The following is a 26822-nucleotide window of genomic DNA, read 5'->3' as shown; positions in this document are numbered from 1 at the left end:
GCCGAATGTTAGGATAAAGAATTGATGTGACGCCGACAAGGCAAGTACCCATGAATCAACACGATGTGAGCTTTGGGGACATTCAGGCGGCCATGCAGGCGGGCGTCCCCGCCGGCAGCCCCGCGGAGGTCCATGGGGTCCTGGCCGGCATGCTCTGCATGGACGTCGGCCTCGACTGCCGGCAATGGCTGGGCAGTTTCTTCGGTCCGGAGCTGTCCGGCATCGGCGAACACGATCGATCCTGCCTGGAACGCCTGTTCAGCCAGACCCGCCGCCAGCTGGCCGACTTCGATTTCTCCTTCGAGCCGCTCCTGCCCGGCGACGACCAACCGCTGGAAGGCCGCGCCAGCGCGCTGAGCGAGTGGTGTCACGGCTTCCTGCAGGGGATCGGCTACCGCGGTGGCAACGCCGGCTGGCCGGGCGAGTGTGCGGAAATCCTGCGCGACTTCCTGGAAATCGTGCGACTGGATGCCGAGGTAGCTGGCGAGGGCGACGAAAACGCCTACGCCGAACTGACCGAGTATGTCCGTGTCGGCGTGCAGGTAATCCAGCAGGAGCTGGTGTCGAACACGTCCACCCTCCGCCACTGAACGGCTGGCGCCATGCTGACCCCCAACGATTTCAGGCACCGCCGCAAGCAGTTGATGCGGCAAATGAAGAAAAACAGCGTGGCGCTGGTCGCCAGCGCGCCGGCGAGCATCCGCAATCGCGACGTCGAGTATCCCTACCGCCAGCACAGCGATTTCCACTATCTCACCGGCTTCCATGAACCTGAAGCCGTCGCGGTCCTGGCGCCGGGCTGCAAGGAGGGGGAATTCATACTCTTCTGTCGCCCGTTCGATCCGGAAAAGGCCATCTGGACCGGCCGTCACGCCGGGCTGGAGGGCGCACGCGCGGAGCATGGCGCCGACCAGGCCTTCCCGATCGAGGCCCTGGACGAGCAATTGCCGCGCCTGCTGGAAAACCGCGAGCGCGTCTACTTTCCCATCGGCCAGGATGCCGAACTGGACCACGCGCTGCTGTCCGCCGTCAACACGGTGCGTGGTCGCGCCCGCAACGGGGTCGAGGCGCCGCATGAATTCATCGCGCTGGAGCACCTGCTGCACGAGCTGCGCCTGATCAAGTCGCCGGAGGAAATCCGCATCATGCGCCGGGCGGCCGAGGTCTCGGTGCTCGGCCATCGGCGGGCCATGCGCGCCTGTCGGCCGGGGCGCCACGAATACGAGATCGAGGCCGAACTGGCGCACGAGTTCGCCTTGCACGGCATGCGCTCGCTGGCCTATCCGAGCATCGTCGCTGGCGGTGCCAACGCCTGCGTGCTGCATTACACCCAGAATGATGCCGTGCTGGGAGACGGCGATCTGCTGCTCATCGATGCGGGCGCCGAGTGCGCGAACTATGCCGCGGATATCACCCGTACCTTCCCCGTCAATGGCCGATTCAGCAAGCCCCAGCGCCTGATCTACGAGCTGGTGCTCGAGGCGCAGCTGGCCGCCATCGACGCCGTGCGCCCCGGCCGACGCTGGAACGAACCGCATGAAGCCGCCGTCAAGGTGCTGACACGCGGACTGGTGCGCCTGGGTCTGCTGGAGGGCAAAACCTCGCGGCTGATCAAAGACGAAGCCTACAAGAAGTTCTACATGCACCGCACCGGCCACTGGCTGGGCATGGACGTACACGATGTCGGCGCCTATCGGGTCGGCGGCAAGTGGCGGGCCTTCGAGCCCGGCATGGTGCTGACCGTCGAGCCGGGTCTCTACATCGCTGCCGATTGCCAGGAGGTGGACCCGTGCTGGCGTGGCATCGGCGTCCGCATCGAGGACGACGTGCTGGTCACCCGCGACGGCTGCGAGGTACTGACGGCCGCGCTGCCGAAAACGGTGGCGGACATCGAGGCCCTGATGGCGGAACCATGAGCATGGATTTCGACCTCCTGATCATCGGTGGCGGACTGGTGGGCGGCAGCCTGGCCCTGGCATTGCAGGCGACGCCGCTGCGCATAGGTCTGGTGGAGGCGTTGAGCGATGCCGAGCGGCGGGTGTCGCCCGCCGGAGATCGCGCGCTGGCGCTGTCCCGCAGCACCGCGCAAGGCCTGGCCGGACTGGGTCTCTGGGATGTCGTGGCGGCGCGGGCGATGCCGATCCGGCACATCCACGTTTCCGACCGCGGCCATTTCGGCAAGACCCGTCTGCACGCCGCCGAGGCCGATGTCGACGCGCTGGGACATGTGCTGCTAGCCCGCCATCTGGAAGACGCCATCCAGTCGCGGCTCGACGAAACCGCCGTCAGCCGGCTCTGTCCGGCACGGGTCATGGGGCTCAAGGCGGGACCGGACAGGGTTTTCGTGACGCTGAAAGAGGGCGAGGAGACACGCAATATTTCGGCCCGGCTCTGTGTGGCCGCGGATGGCGGCAATTCCACCGTCCGCACGCTGCTGGGTATCGAACAGCGGGTACAGGAATATGGGCAGACCGCCATCGTCGCCGAGGTTCAGACGGAAAGGCCGACGCGGCATACCGCCTACGAACGCTTTACCGTCACCGGGCCCCTCGCCTTTCTGCCGCTGGCGGCGCACAGGAGTTCTGTGGTCTGGACGCTGGCCGACGAGGAGGCCGCGGACATGCTGCAACGCGGCGATGCCGAGTTCATCACCAGCCTGCAAGAGGCCTTCGGCCACTGGCTGGGGGGGCTATCGCTGGTCTCGCGGCCGCAGGGATTCCCGCTGCGGCTGATCCAGGCCGGCCGCATGGACGACGACCGCGTCATCCTTATCGGCAACGCCATGCACCAGCTGCATCCGGTCGCCGGCCAGGGCTTCAATCTCGGCCTGCGCGATGCCGCGATACTGGCCGAACATCTCGAAATCCAGACCCGTCTGGGCGCGGACATCGGTGCTGCCGACTTTCTCGCCCGCTATGCGGCCACCCGGCGCAGGGATCTGGAACGCGTGGTCCGTTTCACCGACAGTCTGGTGCGACTGTTCTCGAACGACGACACCCCGCTGGCCCTGTTGCGCAACCTGGGCCTCCTGACGCTCGATCACCTGCCGTTTGCCAAGCGGATGCTGTGCCGTCACGCCATGGGCTACGGCGTGCGCTGAGTACGGGCCAACGTCTGGTTGAACTCCGGCAGGCCGCTTTCCAGGACCCAGCGGTTGCCATCCTCATCGAAACGCCAGCGCTGCTGATCGATGAGGCTTTTCTCGACCACGGCGCCGGGCGGGATGTAGCGGATCTCGACCGTCTGCGTCATCACCTTGCCGCTGGGCAGAACCTCACGGTACTGGGGACTGTAGGCGGTGACCTTGGTTTCGGCCAGCGCCTTCCAGTCCGGCGCGGGCACCGGCGGCGGATCGAGATAGCCGGCCGCCTTCTTGAAAAGATTCCAGCGAATGGCGGAGCCGTAGCCGTTGACCTGCTCCTCCATCTTCATCAGTTCGAGGTCGTGGGCGCAGGCCGACAAGAGCGCCAGACAGGCGAAACCAACCAAGGCTTTCACGGTCACAACCGTACTCGCGAGAGTGACGGGATGAGGCGGGAACACTGGCATCCGCGGCGCCCAGGCCTTGCGTTCTCCCAGGATCCATCGACCATTTCGGCGCTTTTGACGCCGATCATGTCGAGAGCCTAACATTAACAACACTGGAAACGCCGACGAGAAACATTATGAAAATTATATTTTGGGTCATGGGTTTGCTGGCGGTGATCTACTTCATGTCCGCCTTCACGCAAACCACCCGGGGCATCGACGGTTCCAATCAGCGCACGGCCGCCAATTCGGTCAAGAAACTGAAGCGCTACATGACCACCCAGCAACAGCATATCTTCGAGACGTCCTACGGCGTTCTGGGCGCCATCAAGTCCAAGGAAGGTCCGGACGCCTTCCTGCCTTTCGTCGACGGGAAAAGCCCCGACGAAATCATCGAACTGGCCCGCCAGGAAGTCACCGCCCGCATTGCGTCCGGCGATCCCGACTTTGTCAAATACGGCAGCTGGGAAAACCTGGTCGGTCTCGGCACGCCCACCGCCAGCAAGAGCAACGGCAAGCCCGTGACCGCACAACCCCTGCGCAACTCGGTGCGTGGCGGCCGCGACGAAACCCCGCTCGCGCAGCCCGAGCCTGCCCGCTAATCCGTGGCCTCCACCGAGGTTCCCTCGCGCCCCGAGAGCCGCAGCGCTTCGCGATAGACCAGTTCGCGACGCGCGCCGCTGATTTCCACCGTCAGCGCGACGGCTGTCTTCAGCGGATGGTCCCGCAGCAGGATGCCCAGGATGCGGGCCTGCTGCGGGGTCAGCACGGCCGTGGCAGCGGTGCTCGGGGCACCCTCGACCAGCACCACGAACTCCCCCAGCCGCATTTCGGCAGCCGCCGCCAGCAGTGCCTCCGCGCCGCCCACAGTGGTGTCGACCAGGGTCTCGTAGCGCTTGGTAAGCTCGCGCGCCAGCACCAGGCGCCGCCCGGCCGGAAACACACTGGCCAGATCGCGCAGGGTTTCCAGGACCCGGTGAGAGGACTCGTAAAAGATCAGCGTGCGCGCATCGTCCTTCAGGGCCGCGAAGAAGGACTTGCGGGCCGACGATTTGCGCGGTGGAAATCCCTCATAGGTGAAGCGGTGGCTGGGCAGACCCGAAGCGCTCAGCGCCGCGATCAGGGCGCAGGGACCGGGGACCGGCGAGACCCGGATGCCGGCCGCCCGGGCCGCGCGTACCAGCGGATAGCCGGGATCGTTGATCAGGGGCGTGCCGGCATCGGAAACGAGGGCGATGGAGTCGCCCGCCAGCAGCCGCTCGGCCAGCCGCGCCGAGCGGCTGTCCTCGTTGTATTCGTGCAGCGCGATCAGGGGGCGGTCGATGCCGTAATGATCGAGCAGGGGCCGGCTGTGGCGGGTATCCTCGCAGGCGATGGCATCGACGGACTTCAGCACTTCCAGCGCCCGGAAGCTGACATCGGACAGATTGCCGATGGGCGTGGCGACTAGGTATAGTACTCCGGCGGCCACTTGTGGTTCGCGCCTCATCATCATGCCCTGCCGTTCTCCCTCGAATCACCCATCATGCGCTGCTCGCGCCCTCTCGCTCTGTTGGTGTTAGCGTTCGGCCTGGCGGCCTGCCAGGGTCGGTTGCCGCGCTGGCCAGGTTCCCCGGCGCCCGACGATCCGCAGGCCGAGGCGATGCTGCGGGGCGGAGACTATCACGGCGCCATGCGGCGCTACGAGCAGTTGGCCACGGCTTCGTCGACACCCGACGCCTACTGGCTGGCCGCCGCCGACGCGGCGCTGCGATCCGGGGACGGCGCGGCAGCCCAAAACCTCGCTGCCGCCATACGCCCGGGCGAACTGAGCGGTGTCGATCATGACCGCTACCTGCTGCTGTCCAGCCGGCTGGACCTCAACGCCGGCCAGGCGCGCGAGGCGCTGAACACCCTCAACAGCCTGCGGAGCCGGAAACTGGCCCTCCAGGACGAGAAAAACTATCACATCCTCCGCGCATCCGCGCTGAACCAGCTGGGCAACATGGTCGACAGCGCCGCCGAGCGGATCGCGCTGGACCGCCTGCTGTCCCAGCCGGAGGATCTGGCCCGCAACAACGACATCATTTTCGAGACCCTGGAACAGGTGCCGGATCCAGTACTGCTGAGCCGGCAGCCCACATCGGATACGCTGGGCGGCTGGATGAACCTGATCCACCTGTTCAGGCACACCTCCCGGGACGAACTGCCGTCTGCCATCGCCAAATGGGAAGCCCGTTACCCGGAGCATCCGGCGCGCGGTGATTTCCTGCGCCGGGCGCTGGCGGACGAGAGCATCCGCAACCGGGTGGCACGCCCCGGCGAGCCGTCCATCGCCGCCAGCGGCGGGTTTCCATCGCTCCCCTTCGTCGGTGTCCTGCTGCCGTTGTCGGGCCCCTATGCCAAGGCGGCGTCTGCCATACGTGATGGCCTCGAGGCCGCCCATGCCGCCGACCGCGGCCCTGACAGGGCCAGCCTGTATGTCTCGGATTCGGTCGACGGCGATGTTGCCCGCACCGCCCGCCGGCTGGTGGACGCGGGTGCCAGGGCCATCATTGGCCCGTTGATCAAGGACGAGGTCGCAGCCCTGGCGCGCGCCGGCAATCTGCCGGTACCCGTGCTGGCGCTCAACCAGGTTGACGCCGCCCAGCATTCGCACCTGTTCCAGTTCGGGCTGACGCCGGAACAGGAGGTCGAACAGGTCGCCGCCAGTGCCTGGCGCGACAGCAAGCAGGCGGCCATCATCCTCCACGAGGACACGGAATTCGGCCAGCGGCTGTCGCGACACTTCGAGCACTACTGGAGCGGTCTGGGCGGTACCGTGCTGGATCGGCGCAAGTTCCCGAAGCAGGGCGAGCCCGCCCCGGGCCTGCTGTCGCAGCTGCCCGCGAGCCCGGTCAATGCCTTCGTCTTCCTGGTCGCGGAGGCCGACCAGGCACGGCGTCTGGTTCCCCGCCTGCGGACGACGCCGGGCTGGCCCATTTACGCCACCTCGCTGTCCTATGACGGCCAGACCGATGAGCAGAGCAATCAGCCCCTGGATGGTCTGATCTTCTGCGACATGCCCTGGTTGCTGCCGTCCGGGCCGGGTAGCAGCTTGTCGGCGCAGGTACTGAGCAACCAGTTTCCGGACGCCTCGCACGAATCCCTGAAGCTGATGGCCATGGGCGTGGACGCCTACCGGCTGCTGGCGGAACTCCCGCGGCTGGAGGGCAGCCCCGCCTATCGCTACCAGGGTGCTACCGGTGGGCTGGCCCTGGTGGCTGGCAACCGCATCCAGCGGCAGCTGGACTGCGCCCAGTTCATCGGCAGCACGCCGCAGGCGCGGGGGCCGGCACCGATCATCCCGGTCGATCGCCTCTGATGGACCCGGCCGGCGGGTCGCGCGCCGAGCGGGGCCGAAAAGCCGAAGACGAGGCCCTGCTGCGGCTGCTGGCGGCCGGCCTGCAGCTGGTGGAGCGCAATTACCGCAGCCGCTACGGCGAGATCGACCTGATCATGCGGGATGGCCGGACGCTGGTCTTCGTCGAGGTCCGCTACCGCAGCCGGAGCCGTTTCGGCGGCGCGGAAGAAAGCGTCGATCGGCGCAAGCAGACGCGGCTGGTGCTGACGGCGGCCAGCTACCTGCGGGAACATCACCTGAACTGCCCGACCCGATTCGACGTCGCCGCCCTGAAACCGGGTTCCGGTGGACCCGAGCTGAACTGGATCAAGGGTGCCTTCCAGGCCGATTAGAACAAAGAGAACCTCGAGGATGAACTTTCATGACCGTATCGCGCAGCAGTTTTCGCAACATCTGGAAACCACCCAGAACAGCCTGCTGCGCCTCAGCGACCGGCTCGAGGCGGCAGCCTTCCGGCTCGCCCAGTGCCTGCTGAATGACGGCAAGATCCTCTGCTGCGGCAACGGCGGTTCGGCCGCCGAAGCGCTGCACTTCTCGTCGGAACTGCTCAACCGCTACGAGCGCGACCGGCCGGGCCTGCCCGCCATCGCCCTGACCACCGACCTGTCGGCGATCACCTCCATCGCCAACGACTACCAGTTCGACGAGATCTTCGCCAAACCCATCCGCGCCCTGGGCCAGAGCGGCGATGTGCTGGTCATCTACACCACCAGCGGCAATTCGGCCAACCTGCTCAAGGCCGCCGGCGCCGCCCACGACCGCGACATGACCATCCTCGCCATCAGCGGCCGGGATGGCGGGCCCCTGGCGCCGCTGCTGCGCGAAAGCGATCTGGAGTTGCGCGTGCCCTCGGAATCCACCGCCCGCATCCAGGAAGTGCACCTGCTGATGACGCACTGCCTGTGCGACCTGATCGACGTGCAGCTGTTCGGCGAATGAATCCATGGCCCTGAATCCCGCCTTCACGGCCCGGCTCGGGGATATTTTCCCGTCCCGGAGCCTGCTCACCGATCCGGCCGATTGCTGGGTCTACGGCTACGACAACAGCAAGCGGCAGATTCTGCCGGACGCCGTGGTCTTTCCCGACAGCCACGAGCAGACCCTGGCCCTGGTCAGGCTCTGCAACGAGCATGGCGTGGCGCTCACCGCCCGCGGGCGCGGCACCGGCACCACCGGCGCCACCGTACCGCTCCGGCATGGCGTTGTGGCCTCCTTCGAGCGCATGGACCGGGTACTGGAATTCTCCGCCGACAACCGTTTCATCGTCGTCGAACCCGGCATCACCAATCAGGCGGTGCAGGACTACGTCAGGCCGCATGGCTTCTTCTGGCCGCCGGACCCGACCAGCGCCGCCTTCTGCAGCATCGGCGGCAACCTAGCCTACAACTCGGCCGGCCCCCGCGCCGTCAAGTACGGAACGCCGCGCGACAATACCCTGGGTCTGCGCGTCATCACGGGAGCCGGCGAGGAACTGCGGCTCGGTGTCTACACCACCAAGGGTGTGGTCGGCTACGATCTGACCCGCCTTTTGATCGGCTCCGAAGGCACCCTGGCCCTGATCACGGCGGCGACACTCAAGCTCACTCCACTGCCGGAAGACAAGCGCACGCTGCGGGCGGTGTATCGCGATGTCGCGGCCGCCGCCCGGGCCATCGCCCGCATCATGGCGCAGCCGGCCGTGCCCTGCGCGCTGGAATTCATCGATGGCAATGCCATCGAGCTGGTGCGGCGTTACTCGACGGCCGGCCTGCCGGAGGACGCGGGTGCCCTGCTGATGATCGAGGTGGATGGCTTCGGCGCCGCCATGGCGCCGCAGATCGACAGCATCCGCTCGGCGGCGGAGAATTCCGGCCTGCTGGAGTTTCGCATCGCCGAGACCGCGGCGGAGGTGGAAGCCCTGTGGCAGACGCGCAAGGCCCTGTCGCCGACACTGCGCAAGGCGGCGCCGAAGAAGATCAACGAGGACGTAGTGGTGCCGGTGACGGAGCTGCCCGAGCTGATCGTCGGACTGGACGAACTCTCGCGCCGCTACGGATTGCCGATCGTCAACTTCGGCCACGCCGGCAACGGCAACATCCATGTCAACCTGCTCTACGACCCGGCACGACCCGGCGAGTCCGATCGCGCCCATGCCTGCCTGGACGGGATGTTCTCGCTGGTGCTGAGCCTCCGGGGAACCCTCTCCGGCGAGCACGGGGTCGGTATCGAGAAGCGCGACTATGTCGAGCGGGAGCTCGACCCGCCCAGCCTGCGGCTGATGCGGGCGATCAAGCGCCAGTTCGACCCGAACGACATCCTCAACTGGGGCAAGGGATTTCCCCCGGAGGAAACCCCCGCGTCACCGGGCTGAGGCTCATTGCGGCAGCCAGGCTACCGCCCGCAGGGGCGCGCCGCTACCGCCCTCGATCTTCATCGGCAGGGCCACCAGCCAGGCGCCGGTTGCCGGCAGCCGATCGAGTGCGGCGAGATTCTCGAAAATCGGGATGCCCCTCGCGGCCAGAATCCGGTGGCTCTCGAACAGGCTGGACTGGCCGTAGTCGATGCTTGCCGTATCCAGGCCCACTGCCCGAATGCCGCGCTGCTCGACCAGCCAGCGGGCGCCGGCCGGCGCGAGACCCGGGAAGTGCAGCCTGGCGATGGCGGCTTCGCCCCGCTCATCGGTGCCCAGATAGCGGCGGGCATCCGGCCAGTAACGGTCGTAGCCGGTGCGCAGCAGTATGATGGACCGCTCGGGAATGCGCCCATGCACCTGTTCCCAGCGGGCGAAATCCGCGGGCCCGATCAGATAGTCGCGATTGGCGCGCGCCGCCGCCTCGACATCGATGACAAGCGTGGGACCGATGATACGGTCGAGCGGAACATGCTCGACGGTCTGGCCGCCGGCGGCGAAATGAATCGGCGCATCCATGTGGGTACCGCCATGTTCGGCGGCCGTGTAGCGATTGGCCGAGTAGTGGTAGCCCTTGGTCGTGGTGCCGTCAAACACGGTCTCGAGCCTGAAGCGGTCGGCATTCGGCCAATAGACCGTTTGCCCGGAGAAGGCATGCGTCAGGTCCACCCAGTGTCCCTCGGTCCAGCCGGGTGCGGGCTGCCGCGTGGCGCAACCGGCGGGGATGGCGAGGACCAGCAGCAGTCCCAGGATGTTCCGGCAGTTCATGGGATCACCTCGGTGCATGGGTTGAAAACGGATTCGGCGTTGAGAAAACGGACGACGGCCGGGTCGCCCCGGCTGGCGATGGAGAGACAATACGCCGCCCGCACCCGATGGACCAGCTGCCAGCCGCCCGCCGGCCCCAGCAGGTCCGGCACCCGGGTGTAGCCGCCCCAGTCCGGCGCCACTTCCACCCGCTGCAGACCCAGCGCGATACCGCGGCCGGTAGCCTTGAGGAAGGCCTCCTTGGCCGACCAGAACCGGCAGAAGGCAAGGGCCTGGCAATCTGCCGGCAACGCCCGCCAGGCCGCCTGCTCGGTATCCGTCAGCGCAGACCTGGCGAGCCGCCGGTAATCCCGGCCGGGACGGCAGCACTCCAGGTCCACGCCCAAGGGTCTTGCAGCAGCGAAGGCCAGCACCGCGAGACAGCCGGAGTGGGAAACGTTGAACACCAGCCCCTGGTCCTCCCCGATGCCCTCGAGTCGCGGCTTTCCATGCGGGTTGGCAGTAAAATGCAGCGCGGCGGGATCGCAGCCGAGGTAGCGGCCCAGGAGCAGGCGCAAGCCGGCGCGCGTGAGCCGGAAGCGGGCTTGCGCCTCTGCCTGCCGGTAACGTCCGGCACGCGCGCGCTCCCGGTCGTCCAGGACGTTCAGAAGCGGCGAGGCAGCCTGTTGCGGGGCGTCGCCATCGACCGACAGCAGCCAGACATGCAGTTCCGTAAGCCCCGGCAAGGCAAGCCGCGATCCCGTCGCGAGCGACGGCAGCGTGGCATCGGGGATGGACCATCCGGCCGCCGGCCCCGAATCCTGGAAGGGGTCGTCCGCCATGCTCATGTTCCGCTCCGAAACCGCCCGATCACGATCCATTCCCCCTGCCGCCTCATGACAACCGCCCGCTCCCTGCTGATGGCCCTGCTGGCGCCGCTACTCTACCTGATGGCGGCGGCCTTCCTGGCGGCGCTGGTCGCCTACCCGGCATCCCGGCTGCTGGGTCTTGAGGATATCAGCGACCTGCGTTCCCTGGTCAGCCGGGGCGGGCAGGCCCTGTTGCTGCTGGGGCTATGGCCGATCGGGCGTCGCCTGGGCTGGGACCTCCGGACGTGGGGCCTCGGCGCCCGGCCAGTCCGCCAGTGGCTGATCGGCTTCGGGCTCGGCGGCCTGATGCTGGCCGGCCACGTTTTCCTGCTGGTCCAGCTGGACATCCGCGCCGTGGTCTGGGATCGCTGGACAGCGGCCTATCTGGCGCCAGTGCTGGCCAAGGCCTTTGGCATCGGCCTCGGCATCGGGCTGATCGAGGAAACCCTGTTCCGCGGCGCATTGGTCGCAGGCCTGCGGCAAGCGGCCGGACCGGTGGCGGCGGTGATCATCAGCGCCTTCTACTTCGCCATCCTGCACTTTATCGGCAGCCGCTGGACCGCGGAGACCGGCATCGACTGGACGACCGGCTTCCGTATCGCACTGGATGGCTTTGCCCGCGTCAGTTCGGCGCCGGCCGATGCCTTTCTGGGACTGTTCGTCGCCGGGCTGCTGCTGGCCACCCTGCGCACGCTCTGGCCACGCAGCCTGGCCCTCTGCATGGGCATGCATGCCGGCTGGATCTTCATCATCAAGTCGGCCAAGCCGCTGACCTGGATCGATCCGGAATCGCCGCGGCTCTATCTGATCGGCCCGTACGATTATTTCGTCGGCTATCTGTCCGCTGCCTGGCTCGGCAGCCTGTTGCTGCTGATGCTGGCCGGTCGCTGGCTCTGGCAGAAGAACCGCACCCGGGACCGTCGGCCATGACGCGGGACGAAAAATTCAAGGCGCCCCTGGACAGGATCGAGGATTTCGATTTCGGCTCCGAGACCGCGCGGGTCTTCGACGACATGCTGGACCGCTCGATACCGTTCTATCCCGAAATCCAGCGCATGATCGGCGAAATCGCGGCGGATTTCGCCACCCCCGGCAGCCGCATCTACGATCTCGGCTGCTCGACCGGGACCACCCTGATCCAGCTGGACCCGGTCGTCGCGCCCGCCGTGGAGCTGATCGGCATCGACGCCTCGCCCGACATGCTGGCCGTCGCCCGCGACAAGCTGACCGTGGCCGGTCTGTCGCACCGCTGGCAACTCATCTGCGGCCAGCTGGAGCAGACGCTCGACCTGAGCCAGGCCTCGGTGGTCATCATGAATCTCACCCTGCAATTCGTCCGGCCGCTTTACCGTGACCGGCTGATCCAGACCATCGTCCAGGGCCTGGAGACCGATGGCTGCCTCCTGCTGGTGGAAAAGGTGCTAGGCCCCAACTCGACCATCAACCGCCTGTTCATCGAACACTACTACGCCTTCAAGCGCCGCAACGGTTATTCCGACATGGAGATCGCGCAGAAACGCGAGGCGCTGGAGAATGTGCTGATTCCCTATCAGCTGGACGAGAACCGTGAACTGCTGCTGCGCAACGGTTTCCGGGTCACCGACGTGTTTTTCCGCTGGTACAACTTCTGCGGCATGATCGCCATGAAGTGACGGCATGTTCCCTGGCGGCCGCTGCCTCGGCAAGACGCGGGATTTGCGATAATCAGTCACCATGTCCCGGAAAATACCTGCTATGTCCACACCCACAGCCAGCAAGAAAAAGCCCCGCAAGTTGCAGCCCATGCAGAAGGGCACGCTGGTGATGTGGAACGACGCCAAGGGCTTCGGCTTCATCCGTCCCGAGGGGACCGAGGACGATTATTTCGTCCACATCAGCAACTTCAAGAAGGGCCTCCCCAGGCGGCCGGATATCGGCGACGAGCTGCTCTTTCGCCCCGTCGAGAGCGAGACCAAAAAACGGGCGTCCTTTGCCCTGATCCCGGCGCTGGAACGCGTCGCCCCGGAGCCCACCCACTTCTCGCTGAACCCGCGGCACCGCTCCTGGGCGGTCAATCTGCTGATCATCATCCCGCTGATGCTGTCGGGCTACCTTCTGCTGATGGCGAAAAACCCGATTCCGTTCTTTTCCTATGCAGGTTTCAGCCTGCTGACCATGTTCCTGTACGGAACCGACAAGGCCAATGCCGCCATGCGCAGGTGGCGGGTTCCCGAGGAGTATTTCCACATCCTGGAAATCCTGGGTGGCTGGCCGGGTTCCCTGATCGCCCAGAACGCCTTCCGCCACAAGACCCGTCCCTCGGCCTATCTGTGGATATTGCGCGGCATCATCGCCATCCACCTGATGGGCTGGGTCATCTACTTCTACTGGTCAGCCCACCAGATCGGCGTGGCATCCTGATCCAGGGCCCCGGCCGCCCTGTCATCGGCCACGGCTCCGCCCAGGCGCAGGAAATCGCGGCGGGCGGCCGCAGAGCCATCACCAATCGCCTTCGCCACGATCCGGCGGCCCGGCAGCAGGATGGCCACCGCCAGAACCCCCAACGTCAGCCCGTACGCCACGCAATAGGTCGCGGCATACAGCACGCCACCGACCCCGTTCAGACGGCGGCTGCCATTGCCGGCCGCCAGCCATCCTTCGACGGCAAGGGTCTGGCGCCTGGCTACCCTGCGATGCATCACCCCGCGGGCGCGGCTCACCGGGTAACGCATGCCATCAAGCCCTCGATTTCCCGTAACAGCGTGCGCATTTCGCCTGCGGCCGGGCTGCGCGGCGCATATTCCAGTACCGACAGACCGGCTGCGGCACTCTCGGCAAAGACCACCCGCTGCGCGATGGCTGTCTGCAACAAAGGGAACGGATAGTCCTTCAACGCCTCGGCGACGTCCCGGCTGATGGCGGTTTTCGCCACCACGCGATTGATGACAAAGACGCCGCGAAGACCGGTGTTGTACACCTGTGCTTCCACCACCAGCTTGACGATGTCGCTCGCCGCCCAGATGTCGTAGGGGGACGGCTGCACCGGGATGACGACCAGATGACTGGCCATGATGGCCGAACGGGCCAGCTCGTTGACCCGCGGCGGGCCATCGATGATGACATGTTCCTGCTGTGCGGCGAGGCCCGGCACATCCTTGTGCAGGGTGGCTCTGGCCATGCCGACCACCGGGAACAGGCTTTCGCCGTCACGGCTGGCCTGCCAGTCCAGGGCGCTGGCCTGTGGGTCGGCGTCGATCAGCAGGGTACGGCGTCCCGCCAGGGCCAGTGTCGCCGCCAGATTCACCGAGAGGGTGGTCTTGCCGACGCCGCCTTTCTGGTTCAGCACACTGACGATCATGAAGATGCCTTCTCCGCTGCCATCGTGGACCATGGGTTGCTCCGGTTCGTTTGCCCAAACCGGTGAAACCAATAGTATCGAAAAGAAAGAAAAAAGATTGTGTTAGTTATTACGTCCTGCCAATGCTGGGGATACGATGATTTGTATCTTTCTTTCAAGGGCTTGGCGGATTCCATGGCTGTGGATAACGCCATCGGGTCGCTATCCTGCGTCTGTGGACAAACCGGATGCGCAGGCAAGGTGTCGGATTTGGCGCCCATTGTGCACAGGCTTGTCCGAGCCTTGTCCACGCATTTTCCCGCCGCTGCGGCTCTTTGGCGGCGCTCACTCCAGCTGGATGGGAATGAACAGCGTGCTGCCCTCGCGCTGGATCAGCAGGGCCAGACGCTTGCCGGCCTGCTGTGCCAGGGCCAGCAGCTCCTCTGCCGAGTTGACGGGCTGTCCGTTCACCGCCAGCACGATGTCCCCACGGCGAATGCCGGCCCTGGCGGCGGGTCCGCCGGCCTTTTCCACCCGAAGACCGCCCTGGACGCCTGCCGAGCGTTGCTCGTCCGGGGTCAGGGCCCGGACGGCCAGGCCCAGACGCCCCTGTGGCGCGCCATCGTCGGATTTGGCGTTTTGCACCGGCGGCTTGTCCTCCAGTTCCGCCACCTCCACCCGGATCTCGATGGCCTTACCTTCGCGCCAGATTTTCAGGGTGGCGGTGCTGCCCGGCTTGATATCGGCCACCCGGGGCGGCAGCTCCCGGGAGTCGTGCACCGGTTGCCCGTTCAGCTCGAGGATGACATCGCCTGGCTGGATGCCGGCCCTGGCGCCCGGACCGTCGGCGGGCACCATTCCCACTAAGGCGCCATCCGGGCTCGGCAGGCCGAATGACTCGGCCAGTGCCGGCGTCAGGTCCTGCACGGCGATACCCAGCTTGCCGCGGCTGACCCTGCCCTTGGCCATCAGCTGCTGCTGAACGTTGAGGGCAACATCGATGGGGATGGCGAACGACAGTCCCTGGTAGCCGCCGGTACGGCTGTAGATCTGGGAATTGATGCCGATCACCTCGCCATGCGTGTTCAGCAGCGGGCCGCCGGAGTTGCCGGGATTCAGGGCGACATCGGTCTGGATGAAGGGCACGTAGCCCTCCTCCGGCAGGGAACGCGATTTCGCCGAAACGATGCCCGCCGTGACCGTGTTCTCGAAACCGAACGGCGAACCAATCGCCAGGACCCATTCGCCGACGCGTGTCTCGGCCGGGTTGCCGATGCGCACGGTCGGCAGGTTTTGCGCCTCGATTTTCAATACCGCCGTATCGCTCAGCTTGTCGACGCCGATCACCCTGGCCGTGAATTCGCGTCGGTCCGCCAGCTTCACGGTTACCTCCGCCGCGTTGTCGACCACGTGCGCGTTGGTCAGGACAACCCCATCCGGGCGAATGATGAAGCCCGAGCCCATGCCCTGGGCGGGTCCTTCGTTCTCCGGCGGTTCCTGGGGGCCGAAAAAAGGCGCGAAGGGATCACCGGCACCCGGGCCCGGCGGCGCCTCGGGCATGGTCTCGGCCGTGGAGCCGCGGGTGCTGATGTTGACCACGGCGGGTCCGCTTGCCTCGGCAATGCCGGCAAAGTCGGCCAGGACGCCGCATGGCGTCGCCGGTGTCGCCACGGAGGCTGGCGATGCCGCTGGCGTCTCGGCTGCCGGGCGTTGCGCGGACGGATGCCCCTGCTGCTGGCGGAGCAGGAACATGCCGCCGGACAGCAGTGCCGCCATGACCGCGACGCCAGCGATGATCTGGCGCAAGTAACTGGATTGCATGTCGGTTTTCCTCATGTGGGAGCGATGGGTAAGGGCCGCAACGCGACCGGACTGGCTTCCGCCGGCTGGCTTTTGCGGGCCGGCCCGCGGGTTCCGGGCAGCGCGGCCCATCCTGGTTTCAGCTGGCTGTGCCGCGCAGGCGAGCCAGCAGCCATTGGTAGCCCAGGGCGCTCGCCACCACGATGACGGCAGCCAGCGCGAACAGGATCAGCAGCCGGCGGAAGGCATAATCGACCAGCGCCTCGCTGCGGGCCTGGGTGGTTTGGGTGATCCGCTCGGCCTGTGTTGCCAGGTTTTCGAAGGTGGCAGGGTTGAGCAGGGCCTGGAAGGTTTTCAGGGTTTCCGTCAGCCGCAGGGCCATGCGGTTGATCTCCAGCGCCGTCGCGGCGTAATCCTTGATTTCGAAGGGTGGCGAATCGGGATTCGAAGGCATTCGCTCCAGATGCCCGAGAATGTCGTCGAAGGCTTTCAGGGCCTGGTCCGTCGAGGACGCCATCTGCTTGCCCTCGGCAAGCGTGGCGGCGAAATTGCGCGACAGATCGCCCAGACCGCGCTGCTCCGCGTGCAGGGCGCTGACCAGCTTCTCGCGCTCGGAACTGACCAGCCCCGGCATCTGCTCCAGGGTACGGCTGAGCCGGTCGCTGGCGGTGGCGATCTGGGTCGAATTGGCGATGACCTGCTCCACTTCGGGGGTGGAGGTGGAACGCATGGCGAGGAGTTCCATCTGCCACTGGATCAGTTGCGGCATGCGCTGGCCGATGAACAGGGCCCGCTCGGCGAAAAGCCGGGTTTCCGTGAGTTCGCGAGTGGCCGGATCGAGCCCTGCCAGGGGATCAAGATCCAGCAGGGCAAAGACACTGGAGGGGAGCGATGAGTTCCTGGCTTCGCGGCTGCTGCGGGTAACCTCGTTGACCAGCGAATTGCTGGCGAAAGCTTCCAGCTGACCCGAGGCATTGGCGACGTTCTTGCGCCACTGGTGGATGGCCCCGCGCAGTTCGGCCTGCATCTGCGGCTTCAGCACCCGGTTGGCGATGTTCCAGATTTCCTCCTCGCGAGCCTCCAGGGATTGCAGGGCCGGTTCGGCGGAAACGCCGTAGACCTTGGGCAACCAGTAATCCTGGACGCGCCAGCGGGCGACGGAGGCGAATACGGTGAGACCGACCAGGTTGGCAAGGGCATTGGAGCCGGTGGCCAGGCCATAGACATCGCTGGCCAGCGTGACCTTGATGGTCAGCAGTTCCTGCCGCGGGATGGGTTTGCCGTCGCGCTGCAGCATCTCCACGCCCTTGGAGGTGGAGGCCACGAAGTTGTCGGCGAAGCGCAGCATGTCTTCCTGCAGGTCGATGGGGTCGACCGGCTCGGTGGTTTCCCCGCCCGGCAGGACGGCCTCGACCGCGCGGAAAGGCAGGTCGACCGTGGTCTGGACCAGCGAGCAGCCGGACAGGCCGACCAGCAGAGTCAGCACCGCAACCCATGCCGAAAGCCCAGCGCGGGCGAACAGGCCAGATGTCGACATCATCGCGGGGAAAGTCACCTCATGTCACCCTGGGGCGTCGCACGTCGCCTGCGATTGTAGCCTTGCCGTGTTCGTGTGCCAGTCACCGCAGTGTCATTGATAATGCCTCGGGATGCGCAACTGGATGCAGGCGCCATGCGGCCGGTTGTCGCCCAGCTGCATCTGCCCGCCCAGCTCCCGCACGAAGCGCTGCACCATGGCCAGGCCCAGCCCGGTGCCGCCGGGCTTGCCGGTCACAAAGGCGCGCACGCCATTGTTCAATATCTGGGGACTGAATCCCGGGCCGTTGTCGCAGACCTTGAGCACGAGCCAGGATGGGTCCACCGCCTCGACCGAAATGATGATGCTGCCCGTTTGCCTGCCGATGGCCTGGGCGGCGTTGATGACCAGGTTGAGCAGGCACTGGCGGATGCGGTTTTCCGGCAGTTGACAGACGATGCCCGGCGGCGCGTCGATCTGTAGCCGGATTTCCGGCGGAATCTGATAGCGCAGCAGGGAAACCAGGTTGTGGATCATGGCCGACAGGTCGAAGGCCGTAACCGGGGCGGGCGTGTGCTTACTGAGATCCAGCAGCTCGTTGAGCAGCCGGCCCATGCGTTTCAGCTCCTCGATGATCAGGCCGACCCTCTGGCTCTGGTCGGTGTCGGTGATTTCCCGTGCCAGGTTGGCGCAGCTCATCTGGATGCCGGCCAGGGGGTTGCGCAGCTCGTGGGCGATGCCCGCGGCCAGTTCGCCGACAGCCGCCAGCTTTTCGTTGCGCGAGAGGTCGGTCTGTTGCTCCAGCAGGGTCTGGGTAGCCTCGCGCACCTCGGCTTCCAGCGATTCGGCGTAATGCCGCTTGGTTTCCTCCAGTTCGCCCAGGTGGCGGACCATGAGGTTGTAGCTGCGGAATACCGGCATCAGCAGCGGATCGATATTGTGTGTGTCGATCGGCCGGTAATCCTCCTTGGCCAGCCGCAGCAGCAGCTTTTGCAGATCCTTCAGCGGCGCGAGGATGCGATAGCGCAGGAAGATGCCGACCAGGACCAGCAGCGCCAGCACGGTGGCGAAGACCAGGGCGATCTCGGTGCGGGTGGACTGGCCGATGTCCTCCAGCAGGGCCTCCCGGTTGAGGGTCTCGGCCTCCATGATGCCGCTGGTGATGTTGAGTGCCGCCAGCAGCTGCGCTTCCTGCTCCTCCAGCGAGGCGGTCGCGTCGGTGAAGTCGCGGATGCTGGCCTGCAGTTCCCTGAGCTTGGCTGGCGTTTCCGGCGCGACATGGTAGTCGTTCCGCCCCAGATCCATGATTTCCGCCGTCAGCCGGGTCAGGCGATGACCTTGCAGTTCGCGATTCTCGGAGATGAAGTAGTCGGTCAGGGAAGACTGGATGTCCGTGGCTACCTGCTGGATGCGGTGCGCATAGGTGACGTAGGCGCGCATGGTTTCCAAGCGGTCGAAATTGCGCCAGATCATGCCGCCGAGCAGGGACAGCACCACCAGCAGCAGCAGCAGTACCGCCCAGACGCGCAGCTGGGCATAGCGATAGGGGAAATCTTTCAAGGACAAGACCCGGAGTCAAGGCAATGCCGCCATTATAGGCAGGCCGTTCCATGCCTTGCCGGGCCGGTGGCTCAGCCGGAAGTTTCGGGCAAGGGGCGTGGGTGATGGTGGCGGTAAAAAGCCAGGGTTTTCTCGATGACCTCGTACAGGTGCAATTGCTCCTCGGCGGCGATTTCCCGCAGCAGCTGGTCCGTTTCGCCGCTCAGCTTGACGTTGAGCTGGTGAATACGGTCCGTATGGTGTTTGGATTGGGTGATCCAGGAGCGTGAAACCGGTCTTTTCATGCTGGCTTTGTTCACGGTATGCAGGTGCTAGTTTGGGTCAGGCCTTGGCCTTGCGCCGCAAGGCCAGAGGGTGATCGGAATATCTCAGGTGCTGGTCAAGGCCCTTGATCAGGCAGCGGCCGCCGTGGGCGTTGTAATCGCGACGGTAATTCTCGATGAAATCCATCACCGTATGGCAGATGAGCGAAGCGTCCGCCAGGTCGAACACCACGGTCTTGCCGGCCGGCAGATCGGCCAGCGCGCTCTTGAGGCCGATGAAATTGGAAAAAATCGCTGCCCCATGCACCTGGACCCGGATTTCATCGGTCGACGACCGGTCGATCACATAGGAAATCCGCAGCAGGTTACCGGGCTTTACGCCATGCGCCAGATGCAGGATCAGCTCGGCCAGGATGCCCAGCAGGACGCCGAACAGCAGATCCGTCGCCAGCACGCCAATGATGGTGATGACGAAGATGGCCAGCTGCTCGGGGCCGATGTCCATGGTCTTGGCGAACTCCCTCGGCGAGGCCAGCCGGAAGCCGGTATAGACCAGCAGGGCGGCCAGCGAAGCCAGCGGGATTTCATGGATCAGTCCCGGGAAAACGATGACGAAAAAGGCCAGAAAGCTGCCATGGAAGAAATTCGCCCAGCTGGTGCGGGCACCGTTGGCGATGTTGGCCGAGGAACGGACGATTTCCGCGATCATCGGCAGTCCGCCAACCAGCCCGGACAGGAGGTTGCCGATGCCGATCGCGGTCAGGTCGCGGTTGAGGTCGGAGTGGCGGTTCCAGGGATCGAGCCGGTCCACGGCGGTGGCGCTGAGCAGCGTTTCCAGGCTGCCGACCAGGCAGATGGAGACCACCGCGCCCCAGAAGGCGCCGGTCCCGAGCTTGCCGAAGTCCGGCCAGTAGAAGCTGCCGAGAACGTTGTCCGGGATGCTGACGAGGAATTTCGGTCCCACCGTGTAGGCATGGTGCGGCAGGAAGGCCTGATCCGGCATGAACATGTAGACATGCTCGTGGTCGAGATCGAAGTAGCGCTCCAGCAGCATGCCGACGCCGACCACCACCAGTGGCGCGGGGATCATCTTCAGGCGCCGATTCCTGACCATCGACCACAGGATCAGGATGGCCAGCCCGCTGAAGCCGATGATGGCGATTTCCGGGTTGAGGCTGGCCAGACTGTGCGGGATTTCGCCGATGGTGCCCAGAATCTCGCTGCTTTCCGGCTTGACGCCGAGCATGACGTGAATCTGCTTGGCCATGATGATGATGCCGATGGCCGCCAGCATGCCGTGCACCACCGAGGACGGGAAGAAAACATTCAGACGGCCCGCCTTCAGCAGGCCCAGCAGGATCTGGAAGCCGCTGGCCACGACGATGGCCGCCAGCGTGTAGCGGTAGCCGGCCATGGGATCGCCTTCGCCCAGCGACTGCACGGCCGCCAGGATGACGACGATCAGCCCGGCCGCCGGTCCGTTGATGGTCACATGGGAGCCGCTGAAGCGGGACACGATCATGCCGCCGATCACCGCGCCGATGATGCCGCTCATCGGCGGAAAGCCCGAGGCCATGGCGATGCCCAGGCAGAGCGGTAGGGCGATCAGGAAGACCAGGAAACCGGCGACGACATCGGCGCGCCAGTTGTCCCGTAAACCCGCAAGACCGGTCTTGGGCGGCGCGACAGGGTGGAGAGTGGCCATAAGGTATTCACGCAAGGTAAGGATGGTTATCCTTCATGCCAGCTTCATGCCAACGTCAGGCATCGTTCAAGCCGTTGATTTGGCCGCGTCGATGGCCGGAGGCGGTGGTTTTCACCGCCCCTGGCGTGGTGGAAAACCACCGCATTCCGCCGCCGGGCCAGGAGATGGCAACGGCCGGCCGGCGTTGCGCCGGGACGACTCCGTTACAATCAACCCTCCGGCAGCCGACTGCCAGCCCTGCAGCGAGACATGGACGCGCGCTATCTCCCCCGCGATTTCATCGAGACACCGGATGGCCTGCTGTTCGCCGTTGTCGACCAGCGGCTCGATGACGGCCGTGTGCCCTGTTTTCTCCGTTACCGGCGCGCGGGCGGCCGGCTCATCAAGCTGGACACCGCTGCCGCGCAGGACTGGCTGATGGCACACGCGCCGCGGTACCGTTACGACTCCGAACGTCTGGCAACGACCCTGCATGGGGTGAGACCGATGGACATCGCCTGCCACCATCGCCCCCGGGCGCGAGTGGCCTCACTCATGCGGCAGGGTCCGCGGGGTACCATCGAAACCCGTGCCCTGCAGGTGCTGACGATGCTGGTCGAGGGCGGCCTTGCCGCCAGCCGGGTGGGCCTGACCGGTTCCCTGCTGATCGGCGCGCAGCATGCGGCATCCGACATCGATTTCGTGTTCTACCAGCGGGAGGCCTTCCATCGGGCCCGCGCCATCGTCGGCGAGGCCATTGCCGGCGGGCGGCTGGCCGAACTCGATCCGGACGCCTGGCGGGCGGCCTACGCGCGGCGCGGCTGTGAACTCGGCTTCGACGAGTACCTCTGGCATGAGCGCCGCAAGTGCAACAAGGGGCTGTGCCAGGGTGTGAAGTTCGACCTTACCCTGGTTGCGCTCGACGGCAGCGACCGGCCGGGCTCGATGCCGGCGCGGAAGCTCGGGGCCGTGCGGTTCGATGCCGTCGTCACCGATGCGACGGGCGCGTTCGATTTTCCCGCCCGCTATCGGCTGGATCACCCCGACATCGCCGAGGCCTGGAGCTTCACGCAGACCTACGCGGGGCAGGCGTTGCCGGGCGAGCGGGTGGAAATCGCCGGCCAGCTGGAGGAGACGAGCGGGGATCGGCGGCGCGTCATCGTCGGTTCCTCCCGGGAGGCGCGCGGCGAATACATCCGGGTCAAGGCACCGATATCGCGTCCGGGCGATACCGAAACGGCGAAGCCGGCATGACCGCCCTGCCGCCCTTCGACGCCATCCTGCTCGACATGGATGGCCTGCTGCTGGATTCCGAATCCACCTACTGCGAGGCCTGGCGGCTGGCCGCCGCCGAACTTGGCCATCGCCTTGAGCCGGATTTTCTGGAGAGCCTGTTCGGCCGCCACGCCGACGACGTGGTGAGCGCATTGTCGGCGGCGCTGGGGCCGGCCTTCCGGCGGGATGTCTTTTTCCGGGCTGCGGAAGCGGTCTGGTTCAGATCGGTCGAAAGCGCGGGCATTCCCTGCATGCCGGGCGCGAGGGAATTGCTGTCCTGGATGAAGGTGCAGCATCGACCCTATGCGGTTGCCACCAACAGCGATGGCCCGTATGCAAGCTATTGCCTGCAACAGGGCGGTCTGGCGGGGGAATTCCCGGTCGTTGTGACCCGCGACCAGGTGGCGCGCGGCAAACCTGAACCGGATGTCTACCTCGAGGCGGCGCGTCGGCTGAGCGTCAGGCCGCAACGATGTCTGGTGCTGGAGGATTCCGAGACCGGTCTCCAGGCCGCCCGTGCGGCCCGCGCCTGCCCCGTTCTCGTCCAGCGCAGGGCCGATTTGCGCGCCAGCATGCAGCATCTGGCGTCATTCACCTTTCCGTCCCTGCACGCCTTGCTGGCGATGTTGGAATCCGCCTGAGACAAGGCGTCAGGCCGCCATCATGTCCTTGCCCGGGTTTGCATGGGCGAGGGTTGGCGTCGATACCGAAGCGCGCTATCGGCAGGGGGGCGACCCGACCGGCGGATCGGCCCCCTGCCGCGAAGGTTATTCAGGCTTAGGCTCGCTGCCGATGAATTGCGGCAGCAACACGCTGTCGATGATCCAGACGATGCCGTTGCTGGCGCGGACAGCCTGGCAGCTGACATTCGACTGGTTGATCTGCGGGCCTTTCTCGCCGTAGTTGAAGAAGACGGTTTGACCTTCCACCGTCGCAATCTCGACCGGCAATACGGCACGTCTCGGGTCCAAAATGCCGGGCGATACGTGATAGGTGAGAACCTCGGTCAGCAGGGGTATATCTGATCCAATGGCGGACAGGAGAGGTGCTGGAATCTTCCCGAAAGCTGCATCTGTCGGCGCATATACCGTGAAGGGTCCGGAGCTTGCCAAAGTTTCCCCAAGCTCGGCTGTATTGATAAGCCCCCTCAGGATAGTAAAACTATTATTTTCTCCAACAAGGTCGGCTATCGTTTTGGAGTAATTTATCGGCGCCTGCTTGAGGCATTTGAAGTAGCCGAGCCCCAGACCGAATGCCTGGGCCTGCGATCCGAACAGGGCGGTGGACAGCGCTAATGCCGCCAGCGATTTTCCGAGAATATTATAAGCCTTCATATGGACCTCTATTGCTGATAGATGGATGGTTTTCTGCGAAAAGCATAGTCTAGGATAGTGAAAGTGAAAATAGGTTCTCGCGTTGGAAATGAGCAAAAATCAAGCAATTGTATTGCGGGCGATCTGGCGCGATGGAAATCCTATTATAATAAAAATTATTTTCTTTTTCATTTGATTATTACCTTGATTTTAAGGTCCACCACCCATGACATATCACGACCTGCGCGATTTCATCCGTCATCTGGAGACCCTTGGCGAACTCAAGCGCATCGCCTACGCGGCGGACCCGCATCTCGAAATCACCGAAATCTGCGACCGTACCCTCCAGGCCGCGGGGCCGGCCTTGTTGTTCGAGCATCCCAAGGGCCATGACGTGCCGTTGCTGGGCAACCTGTTCGGCACGCCCCGGCGGGTGGCGCTGGGCATGGGGCAGGACTCCGTGATGGCGCTGCGGGAGGTTGGCCGGCTGCTGGCCTTCCTCAAGGAGCCGGAGCCGCCCAAGGGTTTCCGCGACATGTTCGACAAGCTGCCGCTGTTCAGGCAGGTGCTGAACATGCCGGCCCGGGTCGTGCGCAAGCCGCCCTGTCAGGAGGTGGTGCTGGCGGGGTCCGACATCGACCTCGGTCGCTACCCGATCCAGACCTGCTGGCCGGGCGATGCCGGGCCGCTGATCACCTGGGCGCTGGTGATTACCCGCGGGCCGCACAAGGAGCGGCAGAACCTCGGCATCTATCGCCAGCAGGTGATCGGTCGCAACAAGACCATCATGCGCTGGCTGGCCCACCGTGGTGGTGCGCTGGATTTTCGCGACTGGCAGGAAACCCGGCCGGGCGAGCCCTTCCCCGTGGCGGTGGCGCTGGGTGCCGATCCCGCCACCATCCTCGGCGCGGTCACGCCGGTGCCGGATACGCTGTCGGAATATGCCTTCGCCGGTCTGCTGCGCGGGTCGAAGACCGAGGTGGCCCAGTGCCTGACCTCTGACCTGCAGGTGCCGGCCAGCGCCGAGATCGTGCTGGAGGGCTTCCTGCATCCCGGCGAGATGGCGCCGGAAGGCCCGTTCGGCGACCATACCGGCTACTACAACGAGGTCGGCGAGTTCCCGGTCTTCACCATCGAGCGCATCACCCAGCGCGCCGATCCCATCTACCACAGCACCTACACCGGCCGGCCGCCGGACGAGCCAGCCGTGCTGGGCGTGGCGCTGAACGAGGTGTTCGTGCCCATCCTGCAGAAGCAGTTTCCGGAGATCGTCGACTTCTACCTGCCGCCCGAGGGCTGTTCCTACCGGCTGGCCGTGGTCAGCATCAAGAAGCAGTATCCCGGCCACGCCAAGCGCGTGATGGTCGGGGTCTGGGGCTTCCTGCGCCAGTTCATGTACACCAAGTTCGTCATTGTCGTGGACGACGACGTCGATGCCCGCAACTGGCGTGACGTGATCTGGGCGATCACCACGCGCATGGATCCGACCCGCGACCTGACGCTGATCGACAACACGCCCATCGATTATCTCGACTTCGCTTCGCCGGTCTCGGGCCTCGGTTCCAAGGCCGGCCTCGACGCCACCAACAAGTGGCCCGGCGAGACGAACCGCGAGTGGGGGCTGCCCATCGTCATGGACGCCGGCATCAAGCAGCGGGTGGATGCCGTCTGGGACAGCCTCGGTCTCTGAGCCGCGGCCGCTGTTCGCGACGCCGGGTAACCTCTTCTTGCGGCGGGCGGGATCGTGTCGCCAGGGCCGTGCCGGGCAAATCCGGCAGCCGGATGGTTTCCGGCGCGCGGGCAACCGGTTCGCGCCAGCCTCCCGGTCCTCCGGCAGCGCGGTACCGGAAGACCGCCTGCTCATCGTCGGCCATGGGGTGCCGATGGGTGACCGGGGCGTCTGCCCGCCGGATTTGTCCCCGCCCCTCGCCCTCTTTCCCGGGAACCGCTGGCCTGCGGGACTTGCACGAAGCGGAAGGTGCCCCTGCGCCGGCCTCTCTTTTGCACTTTGTACTAGAATGACGAGAATCCTTCTCGTTTTCTATCGCTACTTCTCCTCCTTCGATCATGCATCAATCCATAGCCCTGTTGCTCGCGCTGGCGCTGGTTTCGGCGCCGGCGCTCGCCACGTTGCCGCCCATGTCCGTGCATATCACGCCCGAACTCAGTGCGCGCATCCGTCTGGAGCCGGTCGAGGTCGTATCGCATACCGACACCATCCGCTTGCCGGGGCGGGTGGCGCTGGACGAGCATCGGGTCGCCCGCATCGGTCCGGTCCTGAGCGGCCGGGTGGCCGAGGTCAGGGCCTTTATCGGCTGGCAGGTGAAGAAGGGTGACGTGCTCGCCGTCCTCAACAGCACCGAACTCAGCAACGCCCAGGCTGCCTATCTCAAGGCCAAGACCCAGGTAGGCCTGCAACGGCTGGCGGTAGATCGGGCACAGCGGCTGTTCGGCGAGGGCATCATCAGCAAGGCCACCCTGAAGGAGCGCGAGGGTGCGCTGGCCGAGGCGGAGGTGGAGCTGCGGGCACTGGCGGACCAGCTGGGCGTCATGGGCATGAGCGACACCGCCATCGAGCGGCTGGCCCAGAACGGTCAGATCAATTCCGTCACACCGGTGACCAGCACCATCGAGGGCACCGTGATCGAGCGGCATATCTCCGTCGGCCAGATTGCCGAGATTTCCGACGAGCTGTTCACGGTGGCCGATCTCTCGCGGGTCTGGGTGGTGGCCGAGGCGCCGGAGCAGGATGCCCATATCGTGCAGATGGACAGCCGGGTCGAGGTCAAGGTATCGGCGCTGCCCAGGGAATCCTTCATCGGCAAGATCGTCTTCATCGCCGATACCGTCAAGCCGGAAACCCGCACGGTGACCATGCGCATGGAGGTCGACAACACCCATCGCAAGCTGAAGCCGGAGATGCTGGCCGACATGCTGATCAAGCGCCCGGCGGAGCGGGTGCTGATGCTGCCGTCGGCGGCGGTGGTGCGCGTCAATGATCAGGATCACGTGTTTGTCGCGGTCGCCAGCGATCGCGTCGAGCTGCGCCCGGTCAGCCTCGGCGAGGATAAGGAAGGTCAGCGGCGGGTGTTTGCGGGGCTGGCCGGCGGCGAGCGCATCGTGGTCGAGGGCGCGTTTCACCTGAACAACGTCCGCCTGCTGAAGGAACTGGAGTAGGCC

Annotated in this window: 27 protein-coding genes; 15 read left to right on the top strand and 12 right to left on the bottom strand. The window is 65.5% G+C overall.

Annotated features, from left to right (window positions below; all coding sequences use genetic code 11):
* Positions 1-50: 50 nt before the first annotated feature.
* Genes ACYQ1H_RS00455 through ubiH form a run of 3 tightly spaced genes read left to right on the top strand, consistent with a single transcriptional unit; the run spans position 51 to position 3100 of the window.
* A complete protein-coding gene (locus ACYQ1H_RS00455; RefSeq protein ID WP_460026152.1) occupies positions 51-590 on the top strand; it encodes a UPF0149 family protein in 540 nt (179 codons plus the stop codon).
* Positions 591-602: 12 nt separating this feature from the next.
* Positions 603-1916, top strand: a complete 1314-nt coding sequence (gene pepP / locus ACYQ1H_RS00450) for a Xaa-Pro aminopeptidase (RefSeq protein WP_460026151.1) — start codon at positions 603-605, stop codon at positions 1914-1916.
* A gap of 2 nt (positions 1917-1918) precedes the next feature.
* The gene (gene ubiH, locus ACYQ1H_RS00445) at positions 1919-3100 is read left to right on the top strand and encodes a 2-octaprenyl-6-methoxyphenyl hydroxylase (protein WP_460026150.1); all 1182 of its coding nucleotides are present in this window, start codon (positions 1919-1921) and stop codon (positions 3098-3100) included.
* Here ubiH and ACYQ1H_RS00440 read toward each other — a convergent pair.
* A complete protein-coding gene (locus ACYQ1H_RS00440) occupies positions 3085-3498 on the bottom strand; it encodes a hypothetical protein (protein ID WP_460026149.1) in 414 nt (137 codons plus the stop codon). The two genes, ubiH and ACYQ1H_RS00440, sit on opposite strands and share 16 nt — an antisense overlap.
* Positions 3499-3665: 167 nt before the next feature.
* Between ACYQ1H_RS00440 and ACYQ1H_RS00435 the strand changes: the two genes are divergently transcribed.
* Positions 3666-4130, top strand: coding sequence for a hypothetical protein (locus ACYQ1H_RS00435; protein WP_460026148.1), 465 nt, complete (start codon positions 3666-3668; stop codon positions 4128-4130).
* Here the strand turns inward: ACYQ1H_RS00435 and rsmI are convergent.
* Positions 4127-5023, bottom strand: coding sequence for a 16S rRNA (cytidine(1402)-2'-O)-methyltransferase (gene rsmI, locus ACYQ1H_RS00430; RefSeq protein ID WP_460026147.1), 897 nt, complete (start codon positions 5021-5023; stop codon positions 4127-4129). The genes ACYQ1H_RS00435 and rsmI overlap by 4 nt on opposite strands.
* A gap of 147 nt (positions 5024-5170) precedes the next feature.
* Here rsmI and ACYQ1H_RS00425 point away from each other — a divergent pair, with 147 nt between their 5' ends.
* Genes ACYQ1H_RS00425 through ACYQ1H_RS00410 form a run of 4 tightly spaced genes read left to right on the top strand, consistent with a single transcriptional unit; the run spans position 5171 to position 9260 of the window.
* Positions 5171-6871, top strand: coding sequence for a penicillin-binding protein activator (locus ACYQ1H_RS00425; protein WP_460026146.1), 1701 nt, complete (start codon positions 5171-5173; stop codon positions 6869-6871).
* The gene (locus ACYQ1H_RS00420) at positions 6871-7242 is read left to right on the top strand and encodes a YraN family protein (protein WP_460026145.1); all 372 of its coding nucleotides are present in this window, start codon (positions 6871-6873) and stop codon (positions 7240-7242) included. The genes ACYQ1H_RS00425 and ACYQ1H_RS00420 overlap by 1 nt, the downstream gene beginning before the upstream one ends.
* A 19-nt stretch (positions 7243-7261) precedes the next feature.
* On the top strand, positions 7262-7849 hold the full coding sequence (locus ACYQ1H_RS00415) for a phosphoheptose isomerase (RefSeq protein WP_460026144.1): 588 nt from the start codon (positions 7262-7264) through the stop codon (positions 7847-7849).
* 4 nt (positions 7850-7853) lie between these two features.
* Entirely contained in the window at positions 7854-9260 is a 1407-nt protein-coding gene (locus ACYQ1H_RS00410; RefSeq protein ID WP_460026143.1) for an FAD-binding oxidoreductase, read from the top strand.
* Positions 9261-9263: 3 nt separating this feature from the next.
* Here ACYQ1H_RS00410 and ACYQ1H_RS00405 read toward each other — a convergent pair whose 3' ends face one another.
* Both ACYQ1H_RS00405 and ACYQ1H_RS00400 read right to left on the bottom strand, forming a co-directional pair.
* Positions 9264-10067 carry a cyclase family protein gene (locus ACYQ1H_RS00405; protein ID WP_460026142.1) on the bottom strand — a complete coding sequence of 268 codons (804 nt, stop codon included), beginning with the start codon at positions 10065-10067 and terminating at the stop codon, positions 9264-9266.
* Entirely contained in the window at positions 10064-10894 is an 831-nt protein-coding gene (locus ACYQ1H_RS00400) for a 4'-phosphopantetheinyl transferase family protein (RefSeq protein WP_460026141.1), read from the bottom strand. The genes ACYQ1H_RS00405 and ACYQ1H_RS00400 overlap by 4 nt, the downstream gene beginning before the upstream one ends.
* A gap of 48 nt (positions 10895-10942) precedes the next feature.
* Here ACYQ1H_RS00400 and ACYQ1H_RS00395 point away from each other — a divergent pair, with 48 nt between their 5' ends.
* The 3 genes from ACYQ1H_RS00395 to ACYQ1H_RS00385 all read left to right on the top strand — a co-directional run bounded on the left by ACYQ1H_RS00395 (position 10943) and on the right by ACYQ1H_RS00385 (position 13315).
* Positions 10943-11845, top strand: a complete 903-nt coding sequence (locus ACYQ1H_RS00395; protein WP_460026140.1) for a CPBP family intramembrane glutamic endopeptidase — start codon at positions 10943-10945, stop codon at positions 11843-11845.
* A complete protein-coding gene (cmoA, locus tag ACYQ1H_RS00390; protein WP_460026139.1) occupies positions 11842-12567 on the top strand; it encodes a carboxy-S-adenosyl-L-methionine synthase CmoA in 726 nt (241 codons plus the stop codon). The genes ACYQ1H_RS00395 and cmoA overlap by 4 nt, the downstream gene beginning before the upstream one ends.
* A gap of 82 nt (positions 12568-12649) precedes the next feature.
* Positions 12650-13315 (top strand): DUF1294 domain-containing protein, encoded by a 666-nt coding sequence (locus tag ACYQ1H_RS00385; RefSeq protein ID WP_460026138.1) that lies wholly within the window; start codon positions 12650-12652, stop codon positions 13313-13315.
* On the opposite strand, the gene ACYQ1H_RS00380 is transcribed toward ACYQ1H_RS00385, so the two are convergent.
* The 7 genes from ACYQ1H_RS00380 to ACYQ1H_RS00350 form a co-directional block, all read right to left on the bottom strand.
* Positions 13279-13626: a hypothetical protein gene (locus ACYQ1H_RS00380; RefSeq protein WP_460026137.1), complete on the bottom strand. Its 348-nt coding sequence runs from the start codon at positions 13624-13626 to the stop codon at positions 13279-13281. The genes ACYQ1H_RS00385 and ACYQ1H_RS00380 overlap by 37 nt on opposite strands.
* Positions 13611-14285, bottom strand: a complete 675-nt coding sequence (gene parA / locus ACYQ1H_RS00375) for a ParA family partition ATPase (RefSeq protein WP_460026136.1) — start codon at positions 14283-14285, stop codon at positions 13611-13613. The genes ACYQ1H_RS00380 and parA overlap by 16 nt, the downstream gene beginning before the upstream one ends.
* Before the next feature lie 291 nt (positions 14286-14576).
* Complete coding sequence (locus ACYQ1H_RS00370) at positions 14577-16052, bottom strand: DegQ family serine endoprotease (protein ID WP_460026135.1); 1476 nt, start codon at positions 16050-16052, stop codon at positions 14577-14579.
* Positions 16053-16170: 118 nt separating this feature from the next.
* Entirely contained in the window at positions 16171-17571 is a 1401-nt protein-coding gene (locus tag ACYQ1H_RS00365) for a hypothetical protein (RefSeq protein WP_460026134.1), read from the bottom strand.
* 90 nt (positions 17572-17661) lie between these two features.
* Entirely contained in the window at positions 17662-19107 is a 1446-nt protein-coding gene (locus ACYQ1H_RS00360; protein ID WP_460026133.1) for a sensor histidine kinase, read from the bottom strand.
* Positions 19108-19178: 71 nt separating this feature from the next.
* Positions 19179-19391: a hypothetical protein gene (locus ACYQ1H_RS00355; RefSeq protein WP_460026132.1), complete on the bottom strand. Its 213-nt coding sequence runs from the start codon at positions 19389-19391 to the stop codon at positions 19179-19181.
* Between the two features lie 37 nt (positions 19392-19428).
* Positions 19429-21075, bottom strand: a complete 1647-nt coding sequence (locus ACYQ1H_RS00350) for a SulP family inorganic anion transporter (protein ID WP_460026131.1) — start codon at positions 21073-21075, stop codon at positions 19429-19431.
* Between the two features lie 249 nt (positions 21076-21324).
* Here ACYQ1H_RS00350 and ACYQ1H_RS00345 point away from each other — a divergent pair, with 249 nt between their 5' ends.
* Positions 21325-22308, top strand: coding sequence for a hypothetical protein (locus ACYQ1H_RS00345; protein ID WP_460026130.1), 984 nt, complete (start codon positions 21325-21327; stop codon positions 22306-22308).
* Positions 22305-22970 carry an HAD family hydrolase gene (locus ACYQ1H_RS00340; RefSeq protein WP_460026129.1) on the top strand — a complete coding sequence of 222 codons (666 nt, stop codon included), beginning with the start codon at positions 22305-22307 and terminating at the stop codon, positions 22968-22970. The genes ACYQ1H_RS00345 and ACYQ1H_RS00340 overlap by 4 nt, the downstream gene beginning before the upstream one ends.
* A gap of 126 nt (positions 22971-23096) precedes the next feature.
* Here the strand turns inward: ACYQ1H_RS00340 and ACYQ1H_RS00335 are convergent, their stop codons facing one another.
* Complete coding sequence (locus tag ACYQ1H_RS00335) at positions 23097-23663, bottom strand: fasciclin domain-containing protein (RefSeq protein ID WP_460026128.1); 567 nt, start codon at positions 23661-23663, stop codon at positions 23097-23099.
* Between the two features lie 205 nt (positions 23664-23868).
* Between ACYQ1H_RS00335 and ubiD the strand changes: the two genes are divergently transcribed.
* Positions 23869-25332, top strand: a complete 1464-nt coding sequence (ubiD, locus tag ACYQ1H_RS00330; protein WP_460026127.1) for a 4-hydroxy-3-polyprenylbenzoate decarboxylase — start codon at positions 23869-23871, stop codon at positions 25330-25332.
* A gap of 377 nt (positions 25333-25709) precedes the next feature.
* Positions 25710-26819 carry an efflux RND transporter periplasmic adaptor subunit gene (locus tag ACYQ1H_RS00325; protein ID WP_460026126.1) on the top strand — a complete coding sequence of 370 codons (1110 nt, stop codon included), beginning with the start codon at positions 25710-25712 and terminating at the stop codon, positions 26817-26819.
* Positions 26820-26822: the final 3 nt, after the last annotated feature.

The organism is Methyloparacoccus murrellii, from assembly GCF_054657115.1.
Note: the sequence above shows the minus strand (reverse complement) of the source record. Positions and strands in the feature narration are given on the sequence as shown.

Coding starts and splice junctions, on each gene's coding strand:
- ACYQ1H_RS00365 (WP_460026134.1), bottom strand. CDS start 17,571: ATGATGTCGACATCTGGCCTGTTCGCCCGCGCTGGGCTTTCGGCATGG.
- ACYQ1H_RS00345 (WP_460026130.1), top strand. CDS start 21,325: ATGGACGCGCGCTATCTCCCCCGCGATTTCATCGAGACACCGGATGGC.
- ACYQ1H_RS00355 (WP_460026132.1), bottom strand. CDS start 19,391: ATGAAAAGACCGGTTTCACGCTCCTGGATCACCCAATCCAAACACCAT.
- ACYQ1H_RS00400 (WP_460026141.1), bottom strand. CDS start 10,894: ATGAGCATGGCGGACGACCCCTTCCAGGATTCGGGGCCGGCGGCCGGA.
- ubiH (WP_460026150.1), top strand. CDS start 1,919: ATGGATTTCGACCTCCTGATCATCGGTGGCGGACTGGTGGGCGGCAGC.
- ACYQ1H_RS00405 (WP_460026142.1), bottom strand. CDS start 10,067: ATGAACTGCCGGAACATCCTGGGACTGCTGCTGGTCCTCGCCATCCCC.
- ACYQ1H_RS00325 (WP_460026126.1), top strand. CDS start 25,710: ATGCATCAATCCATAGCCCTGTTGCTCGCGCTGGCGCTGGTTTCGGCG.
- ACYQ1H_RS00350 (WP_460026131.1), bottom strand. CDS start 21,075: ATGGCCACTCTCCACCCTGTCGCGCCGCCCAAGACCGGTCTTGCGGGT.
- ACYQ1H_RS00385 (WP_460026138.1), top strand. CDS start 12,650: ATGTCCACACCCACAGCCAGCAAGAAAAAGCCCCGCAAGTTGCAGCCC.
- ACYQ1H_RS00435 (WP_460026148.1), top strand. CDS start 3,666: ATGAAAATTATATTTTGGGTCATGGGTTTGCTGGCGGTGATCTACTTC.
- ACYQ1H_RS00395 (WP_460026140.1), top strand. CDS start 10,943: ATGACAACCGCCCGCTCCCTGCTGATGGCCCTGCTGGCGCCGCTACTC.
- cmoA (WP_460026139.1), top strand. CDS start 11,842: ATGACGCGGGACGAAAAATTCAAGGCGCCCCTGGACAGGATCGAGGAT.
- ACYQ1H_RS00370 (WP_460026135.1), bottom strand. CDS start 16,052: ATGCAATCCAGTTACTTGCGCCAGATCATCGCTGGCGTCGCGGTCATG.
- ACYQ1H_RS00335 (WP_460026128.1), bottom strand. CDS start 23,663: ATGAAGGCTTATAATATTCTCGGAAAATCGCTGGCGGCATTAGCGCTG.
- ACYQ1H_RS00410 (WP_460026143.1), top strand. CDS start 7,854: ATGGCCCTGAATCCCGCCTTCACGGCCCGGCTCGGGGATATTTTCCCG.
- ACYQ1H_RS00455 (WP_460026152.1), top strand. CDS start 51: ATGAATCAACACGATGTGAGCTTTGGGGACATTCAGGCGGCCATGCAG.
- ACYQ1H_RS00415 (WP_460026144.1), top strand. CDS start 7,262: ATGAACTTTCATGACCGTATCGCGCAGCAGTTTTCGCAACATCTGGAA.
- ACYQ1H_RS00380 (WP_460026137.1), bottom strand. CDS start 13,626: ATGCGTTACCCGGTGAGCCGCGCCCGCGGGGTGATGCATCGCAGGGTA.
- rsmI (WP_460026147.1), bottom strand. CDS start 5,023: ATGATGATGAGGCGCGAACCACAAGTGGCCGCCGGAGTACTATACCTA.
- ACYQ1H_RS00425 (WP_460026146.1), top strand. CDS start 5,171: ATGCTGCGGGGCGGAGACTATCACGGCGCCATGCGGCGCTACGAGCAG.
- ACYQ1H_RS00340 (WP_460026129.1), top strand. CDS start 22,305: ATGACCGCCCTGCCGCCCTTCGACGCCATCCTGCTCGACATGGATGGC.
- ubiD (WP_460026127.1), top strand. CDS start 23,869: ATGACATATCACGACCTGCGCGATTTCATCCGTCATCTGGAGACCCTT.
- parA (WP_460026136.1), bottom strand. CDS start 14,285: ATGGTCCACGATGGCAGCGGAGAAGGCATCTTCATGATCGTCAGTGTG.
- pepP (WP_460026151.1), top strand. CDS start 603: ATGCTGACCCCCAACGATTTCAGGCACCGCCGCAAGCAGTTGATGCGG.
- ACYQ1H_RS00420 (WP_460026145.1), top strand. CDS start 6,871: ATGGACCCGGCCGGCGGGTCGCGCGCCGAGCGGGGCCGAAAAGCCGAA.